The organism is Escherichia sp. KTE172 (assembly GCF_000408845.1).
Taxonomy (GTDB): domain Bacteria; phylum Pseudomonadota; class Gammaproteobacteria; order Enterobacterales; family Enterobacteriaceae; genus Escherichia; species Escherichia coli.
The window spans coordinates 3,374,532-3,393,122 of record NZ_KE137316.1 but is presented as its reverse complement, the minus strand read 5'-3'; the positions used below and the strand labels follow the sequence as shown (position 1 = coordinate 3,393,122).

At 49.5% G+C, this 18,591-nt stretch carries 18 protein-coding genes and 1 pseudogene; 4 read left to right on the top strand and 15 right to left on the bottom strand.

All coding sequences use genetic code 11. The annotated features are described in order from the left end of the window. Nucleotides 1-20: 20 nt before the first annotated feature. From G434_RS07990 to aphA, 3 genes are all read right to left on the bottom strand, one after another. Entirely contained in the window at nucleotides 21-377 is a 357-nt protein-coding gene (locus tag G434_RS07990; protein WP_000155657.1) for an MmcQ/YjbR family DNA-binding protein, read from the bottom strand. Nucleotides 378-380: 3 nt separating this feature from the next. Beyond that, nucleotides 381-797 carry a secondary thiamine-phosphate synthase enzyme YjbQ gene (locus tag G434_RS07995; RefSeq protein ID WP_000270375.1) on the bottom strand — a complete coding sequence of 139 codons (417 nt, stop codon included), beginning with the start codon at nucleotides 795-797 and terminating at the stop codon, nucleotides 381-383. A 110-nt stretch (nucleotides 798-907) separates the two neighbouring features. After that, on the bottom strand, nucleotides 908-1,621 hold the full coding sequence (gene aphA / locus G434_RS08000; RefSeq protein WP_001226928.1) for an acid phosphatase AphA: 714 nt from the start codon (nucleotides 1,619-1,621) through the stop codon (nucleotides 908-910). Between the two features lie 400 nt (nucleotides 1,622-2,021). Between aphA and G434_RS08005 the strand changes: the two are divergent. Then, nucleotides 2,022-2,384 (top strand): annotated as a pseudogene (locus tag G434_RS08005) (hypothetical protein); the annotation flags it as partial. Between the two features lie 362 nt (nucleotides 2,385-2,746). Here G434_RS08005 and tyrB read toward each other — a convergent pair. From tyrB to dnaB, 3 genes are all read right to left on the bottom strand, one after another. Then, on the bottom strand, nucleotides 2,747-3,940 hold the full coding sequence (tyrB, locus tag G434_RS08010; RefSeq protein ID WP_000486940.1) for an aromatic amino acid transaminase: 1,194 nt from the start codon (nucleotides 3,938-3,940) through the stop codon (nucleotides 2,747-2,749). A 252-nt stretch (nucleotides 3,941-4,192) separates the two neighbouring features. Beyond that, on the bottom strand, nucleotides 4,193-5,272 hold the full coding sequence (gene alr, locus G434_RS08015; RefSeq protein WP_001147321.1) for an alanine racemase: 1,080 nt from the start codon (nucleotides 5,270-5,272) through the stop codon (nucleotides 4,193-4,195). Nucleotides 5,273-5,324: 52 nt separating this feature from the next. Next, on the bottom strand, nucleotides 5,325-6,740 hold the full coding sequence (dnaB, locus tag G434_RS08020; protein ID WP_000918364.1) for a replicative DNA helicase: 1,416 nt from the start codon (nucleotides 6,738-6,740) through the stop codon (nucleotides 5,325-5,327). Nucleotides 6,741-6,822: 82 nt separating this feature from the next. On the opposite strand from dnaB, the gene G434_RS08025 reads away from it, so the two are divergent. After that, nucleotides 6,823-7,806, top strand: coding sequence for a quinone oxidoreductase (locus tag G434_RS08025; protein WP_000235525.1), 984 nt, complete (start codon nucleotides 6,823-6,825; stop codon nucleotides 7,804-7,806). Nucleotides 7,807-7,971: 165 nt separating this feature from the next. On the opposite strand, the gene pspG is transcribed toward G434_RS08025, so the two are convergent. The 3 genes from pspG to G434_RS08040 form a co-directional block, all read right to left on the bottom strand. Further along, complete coding sequence (gene pspG, locus G434_RS08030; RefSeq protein WP_000891411.1) at nucleotides 7,972-8,214, bottom strand: envelope stress response protein PspG; 243 nt, start codon at nucleotides 8,212-8,214, stop codon at nucleotides 7,972-7,974. Between the two features lie 133 nt (nucleotides 8,215-8,347). Further along, complete coding sequence (gene dusA / locus G434_RS08035; RefSeq protein ID WP_001298868.1) at nucleotides 8,348-9,385, bottom strand: tRNA dihydrouridine(20/20a) synthase DusA; 1,038 nt, start codon at nucleotides 9,383-9,385, stop codon at nucleotides 8,348-8,350. A 362-nt stretch (nucleotides 9,386-9,747) separates the two neighbouring features. Then, a complete protein-coding gene (locus G434_RS08040) occupies nucleotides 9,748-10,710 on the bottom strand; it encodes a DUF2713 family protein (protein ID WP_000912582.1) in 963 nt (320 codons plus the stop codon). A gap of 317 nt (nucleotides 10,711-11,027) precedes the next feature. Here G434_RS08040 and zur point away from each other — a divergent pair, with 317 nt between their 5' ends. Next, entirely contained in the window at nucleotides 11,028-11,543 is a 516-nt protein-coding gene (gene zur / locus G434_RS08045; RefSeq protein ID WP_000416263.1) for a zinc uptake transcriptional repressor Zur, read from the top strand. A gap of 41 nt (nucleotides 11,544-11,584) precedes the next feature. On the opposite strand, the gene G434_RS08050 is transcribed toward zur, so the two are convergent. From G434_RS08050 to dgkA, 4 genes are all read right to left on the bottom strand, one after another. Further along, a complete protein-coding gene (locus tag G434_RS08050; protein ID WP_001030593.1) occupies nucleotides 11,585-11,794 on the bottom strand; it encodes a CsbD family protein in 210 nt (69 codons plus the stop codon). 115 nt (nucleotides 11,795-11,909) lie between these two features. Further along, entirely contained in the window at nucleotides 11,910-13,235 is a 1,326-nt protein-coding gene (dinF, locus tag G434_RS08055; RefSeq protein WP_001301116.1) for an MATE family efflux transporter DinF, read from the bottom strand. A 72-nt stretch (nucleotides 13,236-13,307) separates the two neighbouring features. Then, nucleotides 13,308-13,916, bottom strand: a complete 609-nt coding sequence (gene lexA / locus G434_RS08060) for a transcriptional repressor LexA (RefSeq protein WP_000646078.1) — start codon at nucleotides 13,914-13,916, stop codon at nucleotides 13,308-13,310. A 109-nt stretch (nucleotides 13,917-14,025) separates the two neighbouring features. Beyond that, nucleotides 14,026-14,394: a diacylglycerol kinase gene (gene dgkA / locus G434_RS08065; protein ID WP_000002913.1), complete on the bottom strand. Its 369-nt coding sequence runs from the start codon at nucleotides 14,392-14,394 to the stop codon at nucleotides 14,026-14,028. A gap of 170 nt (nucleotides 14,395-14,564) precedes the next feature. Between dgkA and plsB the strand changes: the two genes are divergently transcribed. After that, on the top strand, nucleotides 14,565-16,988 hold the full coding sequence (plsB, locus tag G434_RS08070) for a glycerol-3-phosphate 1-O-acyltransferase PlsB (protein ID WP_000017354.1): 2,424 nt from the start codon (nucleotides 14,565-14,567) through the stop codon (nucleotides 16,986-16,988). A 154-nt stretch (nucleotides 16,989-17,142) separates the two neighbouring features. Here plsB and ubiA read toward each other — a convergent pair whose 3' ends face one another. Both ubiA and ubiC read right to left on the bottom strand, forming a co-directional pair. Further along, nucleotides 17,143-18,015, bottom strand: coding sequence for a 4-hydroxybenzoate octaprenyltransferase (gene ubiA, locus G434_RS08075; RefSeq protein WP_000455227.1), 873 nt, complete (start codon nucleotides 18,013-18,015; stop codon nucleotides 17,143-17,145). A 12-nt stretch (nucleotides 18,016-18,027) separates the two neighbouring features. After that, nucleotides 18,028-18,525 carry a chorismate lyase gene (gene ubiC, locus G434_RS08080; RefSeq protein ID WP_001305723.1) on the bottom strand — a complete coding sequence of 166 codons (498 nt, stop codon included), beginning with the start codon at nucleotides 18,523-18,525 and terminating at the stop codon, nucleotides 18,028-18,030. Nucleotides 18,526-18,591: the final 66 nt, after the last annotated feature.

The window sequence follows — 18,591 nt, the reverse complement described above, 5'->3', positions numbered from 1 at the left end:
TTCTGAGCGGCCTTTTCCTTTCAGAGTTGCACCAGCAATTTACGTTTTTCTTCCGGCAGCAAATTCACCGCCTGCTGATAAGACGCATCCACCAGATAATAGATTTGCGAATCTGGCAGCGAACCGTCGAGATACACGGTGCTCCAGTGCGCTTTATTCAGATGGCGGCTTGGACGCACATCGCTGTGCTGCTGACGTAGCAGCTCCGCCAGCTCCGGGCTGGTTTTCAGCGAAACCGCCGGGCGATTTTCTACTTCTTTCACCATCGCAAACAGTACATCTTCCACTTTGATCTGCGTCGCTTTCCAGTCGTTATGCACGCTCTGTTCTGCGCCTGGTTTTGCCATGCAATATTGTAGCAACTCCGAAATGGTCATTTTTTACTCCCCTTGTAGTGTCGCGATAATGCGACGCGATCCGCCGTGGATGCGATGTTCCCCCAGCCAGATGCCTTGCCAGGTGCCGGTCTGAATACGCCCTTTATGCACCGGCAATACAAGCGATGTTCCCAGCATTGAGGATTTGATATGAGAAGGCATATCGTCTGCTCCCTCATAGTCATGCTCATAATTTCCGTTGTCGGGAACGGTGCGGAGGAAAAAACGCTCCATGTCGTGGCGTACGGTGGGATCGCAGTTCTCATTAAGTGTCAGAGAGGCGGAGGTATGTTGCAGCAACAGATGCAGTAAACCGATGTTAACGCGCGGCATATCAGCCAGCTGATTCAGAATTTCATCCGTTACCAGATGAAACCCACGAGATTTGGCGCTAAGCGTGAGCGTCTTTTGATACCACATGTGCTGCTCCTTGATAAAACTCTCTTAATCAGTTTGCAGCAAGACAGAGAAAGGATAAAGGTGTGATTAAAAAAACAGCATTCGGGAGAGTGTCACGCTCTCCCGCTCTGTCAGTATTCTGAATTGACGATCACCTCTTCACCAAACGCACCCGCTTGTGGCAAGGGTTTGTAGGTAGAGTTGGAGGCGCGCAGAATGCGGATACCACGAGCGCCGACATCGCGTGCGGCGGTAATATCGTTATCGGAATCGCCATAAAAAATTCGGATATTTTTATCCTGCAGCCATTGCGATTTTGTATTTTGCCCTGGTTTATCACCCGCAAAGATCACCGGATTCATGTTGGTGGCAGGAATATGAAAATTATCCGCCAGCGTTTTTGAAACCGTTTCTGTTTTCGTCGGGCTACGACCAGTCACAAAGAAGATCGCGTCACCGCGGCGTACATGCATATCAATCAGCTGGCGAGCGACCTCTTTTGGAATGCTGAATTCATCCCAGCCATTGTTCATTTTTTCCCAGAACACAGGATTTTTCAGATAATCTTCGCTTTCTGGCGAGAAGGTTTTTTTGCCGCGCCAGAAGCCCGGACTGGAAAAAAGTACCGTGTCATCGATATCAAACCCCACCGCCATTGGCGGACGCCCTGCGAGGCTATTTTCAATTTGTGCGACCGAAACCCAATGAATTGGTGCCTGTTCAGCAAGCCTGGCAACGTTAGTACCAGGGTTAAGCGGCGAAGGAGATGAGGCCAGGGCAACAGCGGAACTGTTTAGAGCGAACAATAAGCAAACGGCACTGATTGCCTGTGTGATCTTGCGCATATTTTTCCCTAAATAGTCAGTATGTTGAAACTTTTTATTGTGAGATTTGTTGCAAAAACCATCTGACCATAACGCCAGCAGCAGGGGAAAGGAAGGATTATCTGCGGTTTTTGTGATGAAAAGCAGGATGATTATATTTAACCCAGTAAATACGTTCCTGTCGTTTTTTTGTAAAAAAATGTTTATTCCTCAATGAAGGATACATTAATTTTACGTTTATTATGATGAATCCTCTGCAAATGAGCGAAATTTGATAGAACATTTATCTGCTGTACGATTTAATGAACTTAATGATACAGCATTACAAAAACAATCGAAGTTTATAAAGATGATTTCTGGTTGACCAGAACCCTACCCTACAATGGTGACTAATTTTATTACTCTCGAAGGAGATGATGATATGAATATATCATATGTGAATAGCAACAAAATGACATCTTTATCTGTTGAGCTAGATGCACTAAATAATAAAGATATCTCTTATTCCAAAGATTTTTCTTATGCCAAAGATTTCTTTTTATATATAGAAACACAGTTAAAAATTGCAAAAGATTTTTGTAGACCAGGAGAGGAAGTATCAAGATCTATTGCAAATAAAGTTTTTCATGCATTTATTGATTTAGTTAACAAAATCAGAGGTAAGAAAGATTGTATGTATATTTGCACACTTTGCTGTTTTGCCGAGGAGGTTAAAGGTGATTATTCTCATTACAGGACCTTTTTATTTGATATTGGTAATCAATATAAGGTTAAACTTACACAAAGCGGAAAAAAAGAGTTCTCTTTAACATTAGAATTTAACGATACTATAATTGAATCTCAGAAAGTCACAGGCAATAAGGCAAAGCATATTCTTGAGGATATAGAAATATTCTATCGTAACAAACCCGATACTTATTATTAAATTTAATAATGGTTAGATGTGCAGAAATTATTACTCCACACGGTAAAACAGGGAAAAGTACTCCAGAACATTGGGATAAACTTAACAAGTTAGAACTAACAACGTTTTATTACCTCTCACGTAGAACGATGGCATCAAAAAAATCATCTATAAAGCAAGAGTGAAAGCGACGACAGTTTAATTTCACTGCAGGCTGGATAACTCCAGCCTGCTTTCCTGCATTACATTACCGCAGCAAACGCCTTTGCTACACGTTGTACATTTGCCGTATTTAACCCGGCGACACACATGCGACCGCTGGCGATGAGATAAACACCAAACTCCTCACGTAGTCGGTCAACCTGAGCGGCACTTAAACCGGTATAACTGAACATGCCGCGCTGATTAAGCAGATAATCGAAATTGCGTTCTGGCATCTCTGTGCTCAATACCTTCACCAGTTCCTGACGCATCGCCAGAATGCGAGTACGCATCTCTTCTACTTCCGCCAGCCAGCTGGCTTTCAATGCCTCGTCATTCAGCACTGCAGCCACCACCTGCGCACCAAAATTCGGCGGGCTGGAGTAGTTGCGGCGAACTGTTGCTTTCAATTGCCCCAGTACGCGGCCAGCGGCTTCGGCATCTTCACACAGAACAGAAAGTCCGCCAACGCGCTCGCCGTAAAGGGAGAAAATTTTCGAGAACGAATTGCTCACCAGAGCGGGTAATCCAGCGCTGGCAATGGCACGAATGGCGTAGGCATCCTCTTCCATACCGGCACCAAATCCTTGATAGGCAATATCGAGGAATGGAATAAGCTCGCGGGCTTTGAGAATTTCAATCACCGCATCCCACTGATCATTAGTGAGATCGGCACCCGTTGGGTTGTGGCAACATGGATGCAGCAACACAATACTGCGGGCAGGTAATGTTTTCAGCGTCGCCAACAGGTCATTAAAGCGCACGCCGTTAGTCGCTTCGTCATACCAGGGGTAAGTACTCACTTCGAATCCAGCCCCGGCGAATATTGCTACGTGGTTTTCCCAGGTAGGATCGCTGACCCAGACGCCTGATTCCGGGAAGTAGCGTTTCAGGAAATCTGCGCCCACTTTCAATGCCCCTGAGCCGCCAAGGGTTTGAATGGTTGCTACGCGCTGTTGTTGCAGTACCGGATGGTCCGCACCAAACAGCAGCGGCGCAATGGCATGGCGATAGCTGTTAAGCCCTTCCATCGGTAAATAAAGCGAAGCACCATGAGGCTGCGCATTCAGGCGCGCTTCCGCATCCGCCACGGCTTTCAGTTGTGGAATAATTCCGTCTTCGTTGTAGTACAGACCGATACTTAAATTCACTTTGTCGCTGCGAGGATCTTCTTTAAAACGCTCCATAAGCGTAAGAATCGGGTCGCCAGCGTAGGCGTCAACTTTTTGAAACACGCGATGGTTCTCCAGGTTTACGGGCAGGTGGTTAAAACACAATAAACCGGAAGTAGGCGAAGATCGAGAGGATGTTCAGGGGCGAACGGCAATTAGCAACAGAGTGAGACTCATGACAAACGTACATCCGCCAGAGGCACGGCCTTCATAAGAGCATGAAAGAATATCAACTTATTGAATTGGTAGGATTTTATTGGCCGGATAAGGCATTCACGCCGCATCCGGCACAAACAATCAAATATTACAGAACGATTAATCCACGTATTTCATCGCGACCCTTGAAGTCAGGCGCGTAATAAGTTCGTAAGCGCTCACTTTTGTCATTTCAGCGATACGTTCTACGGGCAAACCTTCGCCCCACAAAATGACCGGGTCCCCGGCTTTATCCTGCGCCTGTGGACCTAAGTCTACGCAGATCATATCCATCGCCACGCGCCCGACAATCGGCACTTCGCGACCGTTTACCAGCACTGGCGTACCGGACGGCGCGGCGCGCGGATAACCATCGCCATAGCCCATCGCGACTACGCCAAGACGGGTATCACGTTCGCTTACCCAGGTTCCACCATAACCAACAGGTTCTCCGGCTTTATGCTCACGCACGGCAATCAGGCTGGAGGTTAGTGACATCACTGGCTGACAGCCAAAATCGGCACCGGTGGAGCGATCTTCCAGCGGAGATACACCGTAAAGAATAATGCCCGGGCGCACCCAGTCAAAATGCGACTGTGGCCAGAGTAAAATGCCACCCGATGCGGCAATGGAACGTTGACCTGGTTTGCCTTCGCAAAAGGTATTAAAGATAGCGAGTTGTTTCTCGGTTGCGTCGCATTTTGGTTCATCCGCGCGCGCAAAATGGCTGACGATATTCACCGGCTGACGAACGTTTTTGCACTGGGTCAGGCGATGATAAAACGCCTCAGCCTGTTCCGGCCTTACGCCCAGACGGTGCATACCGGTATCGAGTTTCATCCAGACGGTAACCGGCTCGTCCAGGCTGGCCTCTTCCAGCGCAGCAAGCTGTTCTTCGTTATGCACGGCGGTATGAAAATGTTGCGCAGAAATCGTCGGTAGATCTCTGGCATCAAAAAAGCCTTCGAGTAACAGTACAGGTTTGGTGATTCCCCCCGCACGCAGTCGCAGAGCTTCTTCGAGACGGGCTACGCCAAAGGCGTCAGCATCGGGGAGCGTTCGCGCGGTCTCAAGAAGACCGTGACCATAAGCGTTCGCTTTCACCACCGCAACCATTTTACTGGCAGGAGCCAGTTCACGAAGACGTTGCAGGTTGTGTCGCAGAGCGCGGCGGTTAATCACAACAGTTGCCGCTTGCATTTGTGTTCCTTGATAAGTGTTTGCTTTAATTACCTAATTCATAAAATAATTATTATTCGTCGTCGTACTGCGGCCCCGCATAGTTGTCGAAGCGCGACCATTGACCGTTAAAGGTCAGGCGTACCGTCCCGATTGGGCCGTTACGTTGTTTACCGATAATAATTTCCGCGATGCCTTTTAAATCACTGTTTTCGTGATACACCTCATCACGATAGATAAACATGATCAAGTCCGCATCCTGCTCGATAGAGCCAGATTCACGCAGGTCGGAGTTGACCGGGCGTTTGTCGGCACGTTGTTCCAGAGAACGGTTCAACTGGGACAGCGCCACCACCGGCACGTTCAATTCTTTCGCCAGTGCTTTCAGCGAGCGGGAGATTTCTGCAATTTCCAGCGTACGGTTATCGGAAAGCGCCGGTACGCGCATCAGTTGCAGGTAGTCGATCATGATAAGCCCGATGCCGCCGTGTTCACGGGCAATACGGCGCGCGCGGGAACGCACTTCCGTTGGCGTCAGGCCGGAGGAGTCATCGATATAGATATTACGTTTTTCGAGCAAAATACCCATGGTGCCGGAAATGCGCGCCCAGTCTTCATCATCGAGCTGCCCGGTACGGATTTTAGTCTGGTCAACGCGCGACAGCGACGCCAGAGTACGCATCATAATCTGTTCTGATGGCATCTCCAGCGAGAAGATAAGTACCGGTTTATCCTGCAACATCGCCGCGTTTTCGACGAGGTTCATCGCAAATGTCGTTTTACCCATCGACGGACGCGCGGCGACGATGATCAAATCCGACGGCTGCAAGCCAGCGGTTTTTTTGTTGAGATCGTCATAACCGGTGTTTACCCCGGTAACGCCATCGTGTGGCTGCTGAAACAACTGCTCAATACGCGCCACGGTTGCGTCGAGCACATCGGCGATGTTCTTCGGGCCTTCGTCTTTGTTTGCACGACTTTCGGCAATTTTAAAGACGCGGGATTCAGCCAGGTCCAGCAGATCTTCGCTGGTGCGCCCCTGCGGATCAAAACCGGCTTCGGCAATCTCATTCGCAACCGAAATCATCTCGCGAACAACGGCACGTTCACGCACGATGTCCGCATAGGCACTGATGTTCGCTGCACTTGGCGTATTTTTTGACAACTCTGCCAGATAAGCAAAACCACCGACGCTATCGAGTTGCCCCTGGCGTTCCAGCGATTCCGCAAGGGTAATCAGATCGATAGGACTACCGCTTTCCTGCAAACGCGCCATTTCAGTAAAGATATGACGGTGTGGGCGGGTGTAAAAATCGTCTGCCACCACACGCTCGGCTACATCGTCCCAACGTTCGTTATCCAGCATTAAACCGCCCAACACCGACTGCTCCGCTTCGATCGAGTGCGGAGGCACTTTCAGCCCGGCAACTTGTGGATCGCGTTCGCGGGGTTCAGCCTGCTGTTTGTTGAAGGGTTTATTTCCTGCCATAGTGAATGGAGTTACCGAGATAAAGAATGGGTCGAAACTTTACCATATGAAGCAGACCCTGACGATACGTTCTGGAGGACACATGGCAACACGAATTGAATTTCACAAGCACGGTGGCCCGGAAGTACTTCAAGCCGTAGAGTTCACTCCTGCCGATCCGGCGGAGAATGAAATCCAGGTCGAAAATAAAGCCATCGGCATCAATTTTATCGACACGTATATCCGCAGCGGCCTTTACCCGCCGCCATCGCTACCCAGCGGATTAGGTACCGAAGCGGCAGGCATCGTGAGTAAAGTCGGCAGTGGTGTAAAGCATATTAAGGCAGGCGATCGTGTAGTCTATGCGCAGTCGGCGTTAGGCGCTTACAGCTCTGTGCATAACATTAATGCGGATAAAGCGGCGATTCTGCCTGCGGCAATTTCTTTTGAGCAAGCTGCGGCATCCTTCCTGAAAGGCTTAACGGTTTATTATCTGCTGCGCAAAACCTATGAAATTAAACCCGATGAGCAGTTCCTGTTCCACGCAGCGGCTGGCGGCGTTGGCTTAATTGCTTGCCAGTGGGCAAAAGCCCTTGGGGCGAAACTTATCGGCACCGTGGGAACCGCGCAAAAAGCGCAGAGTGCGCTAAAAGCGGGCGCATGGCAGGTTATTAACTATCGCGAAGAGAATCTGGTCGAGCGGTTAAAAGAGATCACCGGTGGCAAGAAAGTGAGCGTGGTGTACGATTCCGTGGGCAGAGACACCTGGGAGCGGTCGCTGGATTGCCTGCAACGCCGCGGCTTAATGGTCAGTTTTGGCAACTCATCAGGTGCGGTTACCGGTGTGAACTTAGGCATTCTCAATCAGAAAGGCTCGTTGTATGTGACACGCCCTTCCCTGCAAGGCTATATCACCACGCGGGAGGAATTAACCGAGGCCAGTAATGAACTGTTCTCTTTGATTGCCAGCGGTGTGATTAAGGTCGATGTCGCCGAGCAGCAGAAATATCCGCTGAAGGATGCGCAGCGTGCGCATGAGATTCTGGAAAGCCGGGCGACGCAAGGTTCCAGCCTGTTGATTCCATAAAAGAAATAGGGCTTCCACCTGGGAAGCCCTTTCTTTTTATAGTTCGGCTGTATGTAGGGTACAGCACGATGAATCTGTTAGAGGCGCAATAGTGACAGATTTGATTATCAATTCCTATTTTGTTCTAAGGATAAAACCTTAGGTTGTGATCATCCGCACAATCCCTTAGTAACGCCAGCGGTCATAACGCTGATATTTCGGCACTTTTGGTGCTTTAATCGCCTTAATAACCCACACCACCGCAATCGCCAGGAGTAACCACGGCAGCAACTTAATCATCAATGCCAGCATACCGCCGAGGAACATAATGGCCGTCGCCACAACCAGCACGGCGATAATGCCCAGCAACGAAACGCCGGTGACCATCAACATGACAAAAAAGCCAATCACAAAAAGTAGTTCCAGCATGATGCTCTCCCAAATATGAAATCTCTTGCTGGCATTACAAGAATCATGCCAAAAATAATCTATTGATTTAACAGCAAAACGCCCCGCGACGGTGCGCAGGGCGTGGTGAATTTGACTATTTTTTGGTGAAAAGTTAACGCTTATCCGCCACCAGTTTGAGCGCGTGTTCCAGCACATTAATGTCTGCACCCGCTTTATGGGCATTTTCACTTAAATAACGCCGCCACTGCCGCGCGCCAGGAATACCCTGGAACAAGCCCAGCATATGCCGGGTAATATGGCCAAGATACGTCCCCTGGCTGAGTTCACGCTCAATGTACGGATACATGGCGCGCACTACCGCCACCGGATCGGCATCGGTATCCGAGGAACCAAAGATCTCTCGGTCTACCGCCGCCAGAATACCCGGATTCTGATACGCTTCGCGCCCGACCATCACGCCATCCATATGTTGCAAATGCGCTTTAGCCTCTTCCAGCGACTTGATGCCACCGTTAATCGACATTGTCAGATGCGGAAAGTCACGCTTCAGTTGATACACACGCGGATAATCGAGCGGCGGGATTTCACGGTTTTCTTTCGGGCTTAACCCCGAAAGCCAGGCTTTACGTGCGTGGATGATGAACATCTCACACTCGCCTTTGCCGGAAACGGTGTTGATGAAATCGCAGAGAAATTCATAGCTGTCCTGGTCGTCGATGCCAATACGCGTTTTCACCGTCACCGGAATCGACACCACATCGCGCATCGCTTTCACGCAGTCGGCAACCAGCTGCGCATTACCCATCAGACACGCCCCAAACATGCCGTTCTGCACCCGGTCAGACGGGCAGCCGACATTCAGGTTGATCTCATCATATCCGCGCGCTTCTGCCAGCTTTGCACACTGCGCCAGCGCCGCCGGATCGCTACCGCCCAGTTGCAATGCTACCGGATGTTCTTCTTCACTGTACGCCAGGTAATCACCTTTACCGTGAATAATCGCCCCTGTAGTCACCATTTCGGTATACAGCAACGTATTGCGGGAAAGCAGACGCAAGAAATAGCGGCAATGTCTGTCCGTCCAGTCGAGCATTGGTGCAACGCTAAACCGACCACTCCAGTGAACGTCAGTTTTTTCAGGCATTGCGCTGGTTTGGTTGATTTTTTGCATTTCAGAATTACCGTGCATTTTCAAATGTAGAGATTATTTTATCGATATATCATGGGGTTATGTTATTCAGCATCACTGTTCAGGAGGCTCAATAGCGGGGTACTATACCATAACAACAGGAAGCGCCTGTCTCATTGCAAAAGAAAATTGAGATCCTCTCAAGGCATGAAGTTCTCACGAAGTGATGGAAATAATCTTATTAGCCGTTAGCTTTGTTAAGGCCAATGATAAACAATCCAGGTTCGACGATAAATAAAAATCACACATTAAACTACGGTGATATCTCTCCCTGCTAATAGCACTGATAGAGAAAAAAAGAACCCAATAAGCATTGGGTCCTTTTATATAATGCCTTCCATACTATCGAAGAACTTCACATATTATTTCTCCGATTTAACCCCGAATAAATCATAAATTAATTTAGAAGTGTCTGTAAGTATTTTAATCTTTTCCTTTGAGTTTGGGTCAAACGACTTAGCAAAGTCAATTAATTTCGGTGCAGCATCTCGCATTTTGCTTAAAATATCAGGTTCGAGCTTTCCTTCATTCACCAGAAGTGACATTTTATCCAGATAGTCATCAAAATTCATTTCTCCCCCATCTGCCAGACGCTTCATCTCTCCCAGGTACTTCTTCATATCACGTTGAGATAATTCTTCAAACTGAGCTGTCAGATAGTTCTCATTATATTCATTAATCTTCACTCTTTCTGCTCCTGCTAAATCTACGTAGGCACTAGAATATGAAAGTGAAATTAACAGCGAAGCGAATAATTTTAAGCTGTTGTCATCATATTCCTGACATGCATTAACAAACGTTAAAAAACCAGAACCTATTGCTTGCAAATGTATATTCGCTAAAGGTTCATTATCTTTAGATTCCTCATAAAAAAGCTGAACCGTGGAGGGAAGGCCATTCTTAGTTTCTACGTCAAAAGTACATCGTTCTATGGGCGTCGCATCTTTATTATCCTCGGGATTACATATACTATTAATCGCGAAATGAAAAATAGCCCGGTCAACAACTGATGCAATAAATTCACGATCGTTTAATTCCTCATCAGTACAATCTCCAATATACTCATTGACACACATTTTGAGATCATTTATTTGCTTAATTAACGTCACATTTTTTTCACGTGCAGTCCATAAATTATGAGTGATTCTTTGAATAAACAAATCTATTTTTGCAATAATTATATCCCGATGACGCATCGCTGAATAATCAATAGATTTACCATATATACTATTTACTTTACCTTTGATTGCATCTTCATTATCGAATTGATTTGAATTGAGTGTTTTATTAAAGTATCCAGTTGCACCGGGTATTATCTTCAACATGATTCATCTACCTTTTTTGTCGTACCGTGTCCTCCTTATAATTCTTTTGCCATCTGCTCACTATCAAAAATCGCTCATAATTTCTGAAGTACAGGTATGCGATCAAACCCAGCTAAATAAATAGCGAGTTATCTTGAAGCAATTTATTTAAAAATGAATTATTAATTATTATCGTGTAGATAATGGTACTACCAGGCAACACAACACCTTACCGACAAATCAAAAAATCAACATTACGGCAACATTAAGGGTTCTCGGTGTTTTTCCTGGAACATGGTAAAGTAAGGACATTCTTAACCCCCACTTTGAGGTGCCCGATGGAAAAGACCACAACGCAGGAGTTATTAGCGCAGGCTGAAAAAATCTGTGCGCAGCGTAATGTGCGCCTGACCCCACAGCGCCTGGAAGTGTTGCGCCTGATGAGTCTGCAGGATGGCGCTATCAGCGCTTATGATCTGCTTGATTTGCTGCGCGAAGCTGAACCGCAAGCCAAGCCGCCAACGGTTTATCGCGCGCTGGATTTTCTGCTTGAGCAAGGTTTTGTGCATAAGGTGGAATCCACCAACAGTTATGTGCTCTGTCATCTGTTCGACCAGCCCACTCATACTTCAGCCATGTTTATTTGCGATCGCTGCGGCGCAGTGAAAGAAGAGTGTGCAGAAGGCGTGGAAGACATTATGCATACGCTGGCGGCCAAAATGGGGTTTGCCCTGCGGCATAATGTGATTGAAGCACATGGACTCTGTGCGGCATGCGTGGAAGTGGAAGCGTGTCGTCATCCTGAACAGTGCCAGCATGATCACTCTGTACAGGTGAAAAAGAAATCACGTTAAGAGGGCGTACATCCTTGTACACGTCGGGCAGGAGGGATTAATTACCAGCGATACTCATTGCGGGTTTCCCAATCCACGACCTCTTTTTCTGCCTGATCTTTCTGATAACCATAACGTTCCTGGATTTTACCGACCAGTTGATCACGTTTACCTTCAATGATCGTCATATCATCATCGGTCAGTTTGCCCCATTGCTCTTTCACTTTACCTTTAAACTGTTTCCAGTTACCGCCGGCTTCATCTTTATTCATAATCAAGACCTCATCGTTAGGTTGTGAATGAGAGTACGTTCACTTTTCTTCTGAACGTGAGATTAAGTGTAGTCAGCAATTTGGCTTAGGATTATTTATTCAGAATTTTTAACCGTCACGTTGCGGCAAACCAGGTACCGTTGCGCCAGTGACGCCGCCAGATAGCCGCCAGAGAAAGCCCGCGCAAAGCCAGAAAGACGGTTAATGCCAGCCACAAACCATGATTACCCAGCCACGGCAGCGTAAGGAGCGTCAGCGCAAAACCTGCGGCGGCCACCGCCATACTGTTACGCATTTCGGCGGCGCGCGTTGCACCTATAAACATGCCGTCGAGCAGATAACACCAGACGCCGACCAACGGCAAAATCACCTGCCAGATAAGATAGCGGTCGGCCAGCTGCTGAATCTGGGTTAACGACGTCAGCAATGCAATGATGTGTTCCCCTGCCAGCAAATAAACCACCGAAAACAGTAACGCTACAATCCCCGACTGGCGGCACGCTGCCCGCCAGACATCCAGTAACTGGCTACCGTCGCGCGCACCGTACGCCTGACCAGAATGTGCTTCAACCGCGTAGGCAAAACCATCCAGCGCATAGGCGGTAAAGGTGAGTAACGTCATCAGAACCGCGTTAACAGCGATAATGTCACTCCCCAGTCGCGCGCCAAGTACGGTGATCGCGCCGAAACAGAGTTGCAACAACAGCGAGCGCAGCATGATATCGCGGTTAAGCGCCAGCAAGCGACGGAAGTTTCCTCGCCAGGCAGTTTTCAGCATTTCGCCGGAGATTCCGCGTAGTTTGAGGATTTTACGCACCATTAGCAGACCAATCAGCAATGTTGCATATTCCGCAATAACCGTCGCCAGCGCCGCGCCCTGCACGTTCATATGCAGCCCCATCACCAGCCAGACATCCAGCACAATGTTGAGGATATTGCCGACCACTAACAAAATTACTGGTGCACGGGCATATTGCACGCCGAGTAACCAACCAAGTAATACCAGATTCGCCAGCGACGCCGGTGCGCTTAACCAGCGGATTTCAAGAAAGCGCCGCGCCTGTTCTAGCACCGCTTCGCTGCCGCCAACAATATGCAGCGCCAGATCGATAATCGGCGTACGCAGCAGCGCAATTAACGCCCCGGCCCCCAACGCCAACAGCAACGGTTGCACCAGCGCACGGGCTAATGCCTGAGGATTTTTGGCACCATAAGCCTGCGCAGTCAGCCCGGTAGTGCTCATGCGCAAAAAAAGCAACAGCATAAAGAGAAAGCTGGTCGCCGTTGCACCAACCGCCACGCCGCCCAAATAAACCGGGCTATCAAGATGACCAATTACCGCCGTATCGACCAGTCCCAGCAACGGAACGGTGATATTGGAGAAAATCATGGGTAAGGCGAGATGCCAGAGTGCTTTATCAGATGAAGTGAGGAATGCCATGCAGACAAGCCTGATGAAGAGAGATGAAAAACAAACCGCGACGCCAGGCGGCATCGCGGTCTCAGAGATATGTTACAGCCAGTCGCCGTTGCGAATAACTCCAACCGCCAGCCCTTCAATGGTGAAGCTCTGCTGACGAAGGTCAACGACAATTGGTTTAAACTCGCTATTTTCTGGCAACAGTTCGACTTTATTGCCCTGTTTTTTCAGGCGCTTAACAGTAACCTCGTCATCAATACGTGCGACAACGACCTGACCGTTACGTACATCCTGAGTTTTATGCACTGCCAGCAAGTCGCCATCCATAATGCCGATATCTTTCATCGACATCCCGCTGACGCGCAGCAGGAAATCAGCATTCGGCTTGAATAAGGAAGGATCGACCTGATAATGACCTTCAATATGCTGTTGCGCCAGAAGCGGTTCACCGGCAGCCACACGACCTACCAGCGGCAACCCTTCTTCCTCTTCCTGCAACAGACGAATCCCGCGTGATGCGCCGGAAACAATTTCAATAACGCCTTTGCGTGCCAGCGCCTTCAGATGTTCTTCAGCCGCGTTTGGGGAACGGAACCCCAAACGCTGCGCGATTTCCGCACGCGTCGGCGGCATACCTGTCTGGCTGATGTGATCACGGATGAGATCAAACACCTCTTGTTGCCTGGCCGTTAACGCTTTCATTCCGCCCCCTGGGTGTATATACAGTTATGCTGTGAGTATATACAGCAAAAGGCGATTTTGGAACCATAAACTGCACAATAAACCAGAGATTTATCGAAATCTGGAAGGGTTATCCAAAATGCGACCATAACAGGATGCACCAGGTAATCACGGCGACGATAATCGCAATCAGCACCGCGGCGGATCCCATATCTTTAGCGCGTCCGGATAGCTCATGGTATTCAGAGCCAATTCGGTCAACCACTGCTTCGATGGCGCTATTGAGGATTTCCACAATCATCACCAGCATCACGGAGCTGATAAGCAGCACGCGGGTAATTGCGTCCACATCCAGCCAGCAGGCGATGACCACCGCCAACAATACCGCTACGCCTTCCTGACGGAATGCCGCTTCGTTGATCCATGCAGCGCGTAAACCTTTCCAGGAATAGCCAGCAGCTTTGATAATTCGGGTGAGTCCAGTGGTATTATTGGCCATTGAAAGAACCTTTTTACATTATGAGCGTCAATATCAGTGTACCGTTAAATCCGATGATTCGGGTTTGCGTAACGCCGCGCGAAACATGAGCGGATACCACAGAATTTCCCATGACTTTCTGCTATCCTTGCCGCGCATTTGCATTATTAACCAGAGGCTTTACATCGTTTATGTCCGGCTGGCCACGAATTTACTACAAATTACTGAATTTACCATTAAGCATCCTGGTAAAAAGCAAGTCTATTCCGGCAGATCCTGCCCCGGAACTGGGGCTGGATACTTCTCGTCCAATTATGTACGTTTTACCGTACAACTCGAAAGCAGATTTGCTGACGTTGCGCGCCCAGTGTCTGGCTCATGACTTGCCTGACCCGTTAGAGCCGCTGGAAATCGACGGCACGCTACTGCCGCGCTATGTGTTCATTCACGGCGGGCCGCGTGTATTCACCTATTACACGCCGAAAGAAGAGTCTATTAAGCTGTTCCACGACTATCTCGATTTGCACCGTAGCAACCCAAATCTGGATGTGCAGATGGTGCCAGTATCGGTGATGTTTGGTCGCGCGCCGGGGCGTGAAAAAGGCGAAGTAAACCCGCCACTGCGTATGCTTAACGGCGTACAGAAATTTTTCGCCGTACTGTGGCTCGGTCGCGACAGTTTTGTGCGTTTCTCACCGTCAGTTTCGCTGCGCCGTATGGCGGATGAACACGGCACGGATAAAACTATCGCGCAAAAACTGGCGCGCGTGGCGCGTATGCACTTTGCCCGTCAACGTCTGGCTGCCGTAGGCCCACGTTTGCCTGCTCGTCAGGATCTGTTTAATAAGCTGCTCGCCTCCCGCGCCATTGCCAAAGCGGTAGAAGATGAAGCGCGCAGCAAAAAAATCTCCCATGAAAAAGCGCAGCAGAACGCGATTGCACTGATGGAAGAGATTGCGGCGAATTTCTCTTACGAGATGATTCGCCTGACTGACCGTATTCTGGGCTTCACCTGGAACCGACTTTACCAGGGTATCAACGTCCATAACGCCGAGCGCGTTCGCCAGTTGGCCCACGACGGTCATGAGCTGGTGTATGTGCCTTGCCACCGCAGTCACATGGACTACCTGCTGCTTTCTTACGTGCTGTATCACCAGGGGCTGGTGCCGCCGCATATCGCCGCCGGGATCAACCTGAACTTCTGGCCGGCCGGGCCGATTTTCCGCCGTCTGGGTGCGTTCTTTATTCGCCGTACGTTTAAAGGCAATAAGCTCTATTCCACCGTTTTCCGTGAGTATCTCGGCGAACTGTTCAGCCGTGGTTATTCCGTCGAGTACTTCGTAGAAGGCGGTCGTTCCCGTACGGGGCGTTTGCTGGATCCGAAAACCGGTACGCTGTCGATGACCATTCAGGCGATGCTGCGTGGCGGCACGCGTCCGATTACGCTGATTCCGATCTATATCGGTTATGAGCACGTCATGGAAGTGGGTACTTACGCCAAAGAACTGCGCGGCGCGACGAAAGAGAAAGAGAGCCTGCCGCAGATGCTGCGCGGTTTAAGCAAGCTGCGTAATCTCGGTCAGGGTTACGTCAACTTCGGTGAACCAATGCCGTTGATGACCTACCTTAACCAGCACGTACCAGACTGGCGTGAATCTATCGATCCCATCGAAGCGGTGCGTCCGGCCTGGTTAACGCCGACGGTCAATAATATTGCTGCCGATCTGATGGTACGCATTAACAACGCAGGCGCGGCAAACGCCATGAACCTGTGCTGTACTGCGCTACTGGCGTCACGTCAGCGCTCACTCACCCGCGAGCAGTTAACCGAGCAACTCAACTGCTACCTGGATCTGATGCGCAACGTACCTTACTCCACGGACTCTACCGTTCCTTCAGCCAGCGCCAGCGAGCTTATCGATCACGCGCTGCAAATGAACAAGTTTGAAGTTGAGAAAGACACTATCGGCGACATCATCATTCTGCCGCGCGAGCAAGCGGTGCTGATGACCTACTATCGCAACAACATTGCGCATATGTTGGTGCTGCCTTCGCTGATGGCGGCAATTGTCACCCAGCATCGCCACATCTCCCGCGACGTATTGATGGAGCACGTCAATGTGCTTTACCCAATGCTGAAAGCGGAACTGTTCCTGCGCTGGGATCGCGACGAGTTACCGGACGTTATTGATGCGCTGGCAAATGAGATGCAACGTCAGGGGCTGATTACCCTGCAAGATGATGAGTTGCATATCAACCCGGCGCATTCTCGCACGCTACAGCTGCTGGCCGCAGGCGCGCGCGAAACGCTGCAACGTTATGCCATCACTTTTTGGCTGTTGAGCGCCAACCCGTCGATCAACCGCGGTACGCTGGAGAAAGAGAGCCGCACCGTCGCGCAACGTCTCTCCGTGCTGCACGGTATCAACGCGCCGGAGTTCTTCGACAAGGCGGTGTTCAGTTCTCTGGTGCTGACACTGCGTGATGAAGGGTATATCAGCGATAGCGGCGACGCCGAACCGGCAGAAACGATGAAGGTGTATCAGTTGCTGGCGGAGTTGATTACATCAGACGTGCGTTTGACGATTGAGAGTGCGACGCAGGGCGAAGGGTAATCAGTGAGAATTGCCGGATGCGGCGCAAACGCCTTATTCGGCCTACCATGATCTGCAAATTCAATAAATTGCGATATGTTGTGTAGGTCTGAGAAGCGCAGCGCATCAGGCAGCCCAGAAGAAAGCCGGATGATCATCCGGCTTTTTTACATCATCAGAAATGCCAGTAACTCATTGCCAGCCCTAAAAACAGTACCAGACCAACATAGTTATTATTCATAAACGCTTTAAAGCAGGCTTCACGCTCGCGGTTGGCAATCAGTTTTTGTTGATAAACAAACAGCGCGCCAGCCACCAGAATTGACCAGTAATATCCCCAGCCTAAGCCATTTAACTCACCGATAATCGCCATCAACGCCAGTACGCCAATCTGCAATATACCAATAATCAATTTATCGTATTGGCCGAACAGGATTGCGGTGGATTTAATGCCAATCTTCACATCATCATCGCGGTCAACCATCGCATACTGCGTGTCGTATGCCACCGCCCAGAGAATATTGGCGAGGAACATTAACCAGCAACTCAATGGCACCGACTCACTCACAGCAGCAAAAGCCATTGGAATCGACCAGCCAAACGCCGCGCCCAGCACCACTTGCGGTAGATGGGTATACCGCTTCATAAACGGGTACACCCACGCCAGCGCTAGCGCGGCAATCGACAACAGAATGGTCATCGTATTCAGCGTCAGCACCAGTAAAAACGAAATCAGTACCAGCACGACAAACAGCGCGCGCGCCTCTTTCTCCGTTACCGCGCCGCTGGGAAGCGGTCGGTTCGCCGTGCGCTTAACATGACCATCAAACTTGCGGTCAGCATAATCATTCACCACGCAACCAGCAGCGCGCATCAGCCAGACACCCGCGACAAACACCGCCAGGATCCAGAGCTGGGGAACGCCCGGTGTCGCCACCCACAACGCCCATAATGTTGGCCAGAGCAGCAGTAACGCGCCAATTGGCTTATCCGTACGCATTAAGCGATGAAACGCCAGCAGCTTATTCTGCGTCAGACTCCACTCCATATTTTTTTCCTCTTAGTACAACGGTGACGCCGGTAAAAACAGTTCTGTTAGCAACAGCGGTTTACCGCTTAATCGCAGGCGGGAACGTCGCCCCCACAGTCCGGCATCACGGCCTATCTCAATAAAGTCCCGGGTTAATGTCGATGATGTGAACAGATAGCGTCCTAACGGCGTTTTACCCAATTTTTGTAACGCCAGCTCCGGCCCGCTTAACGTTGACACAGGAACGACGGTACGACCGGCAAGCCACGGTTCACCATCGGCACATAACAAAATTTCACGTAACCAGTAACGAGACTCTTTCGGCAGCAGCGGCAGTTCTTCGGGGATTTCATTCTGCTCGACAAACCCTTCGCGGATCATCGTCACGCTCACCGTTTTTCCCTGCTGTTCAAAACGTTTTGTCATGGAATCTTCCAGCAACAGCCAGTCGAGCAGTTGCGTATCCAGGGCAGGGATCTCTTTAAAATAGCGCAGCGCACGCAGTTGCGTTAACGCGGGGTGTGACATGCCGAACTCTCCGTTACATAACGTAAAGGCATTGTATCGCAGAAAAGTGTTTACGGGAGATGTAAA

Coding starts and splice junctions, on each gene's coding strand:
- G434_RS08025 (WP_000235525.1), top strand. CDS start 6,823: ATGGCAACACGAATTGAATTTCACAAGCACGGTGGCCCGGAAGTACTT.
- dnaB (WP_000918364.1), bottom strand. CDS start 6,740: ATGGCAGGAAATAAACCCTTCAACAAACAGCAGGCTGAACCCCGCGAA.
- G434_RS08040 (WP_000912582.1), bottom strand. CDS start 10,710: ATGTTGAAGATAATACCCGGTGCAACTGGATACTTTAATAAAACACTC.
- dusA (WP_001298868.1), bottom strand. CDS start 9,385: ATGCACGGTAATTCTGAAATGCAAAAAATCAACCAAACCAGCGCAATG.
- G434_RS08050 (WP_001030593.1), bottom strand. CDS start 11,794: ATGAATAAAGATGAAGCCGGCGGTAACTGGAAACAGTTTAAAGGTAAA.
- alr (WP_001147321.1), bottom strand. CDS start 5,272: ATGCAAGCGGCAACTGTTGTGATTAACCGCCGCGCTCTGCGACACAAC.
- ubiC (WP_001305723.1), bottom strand. CDS start 18,525: ATGTCACACCCCGCGTTAACGCAACTGCGTGCGCTGCGCTATTTTAAA.
- G434_RS07990 (WP_000155657.1), bottom strand. CDS start 377: ATGACCATTTCGGAGTTGCTACAATATTGCATGGCAAAACCAGGCGCA.
- dinF (WP_001301116.1), bottom strand. CDS start 13,235: ATGGCATTCCTCACTTCATCTGATAAAGCACTCTGGCATCTCGCCTTA.
- zur (WP_000416263.1), top strand. CDS start 11,028: ATGGAAAAGACCACAACGCAGGAGTTATTAGCGCAGGCTGAAAAAATC.
- lexA (WP_000646078.1), bottom strand. CDS start 13,916: ATGAAAGCGTTAACGGCCAGGCAACAAGAGGTGTTTGATCTCATCCGT.
- plsB (WP_000017354.1), top strand. CDS start 14,565: ATGTCCGGCTGGCCACGAATTTACTACAAATTACTGAATTTACCATTA.
- G434_RS07995 (WP_000270375.1), bottom strand. CDS start 797: ATGTGGTATCAAAAGACGCTCACGCTTAGCGCCAAATCTCGTGGGTTT.
- ubiA (WP_000455227.1), bottom strand. CDS start 18,015: ATGGAGTGGAGTCTGACGCAGAATAAGCTGCTGGCGTTTCATCGCTTA.
- pspG (WP_000891411.1), bottom strand. CDS start 8,214: ATGCTGGAACTACTTTTTGTGATTGGCTTTTTTGTCATGTTGATGGTC.
- dgkA (WP_000002913.1), bottom strand. CDS start 14,394: ATGGCCAATAATACCACTGGACTCACCCGAATTATCAAAGCTGCTGGC.
- aphA (WP_001226928.1), bottom strand. CDS start 1,621: ATGCGCAAGATCACACAGGCAATCAGTGCCGTTTGCTTATTGTTCGCT.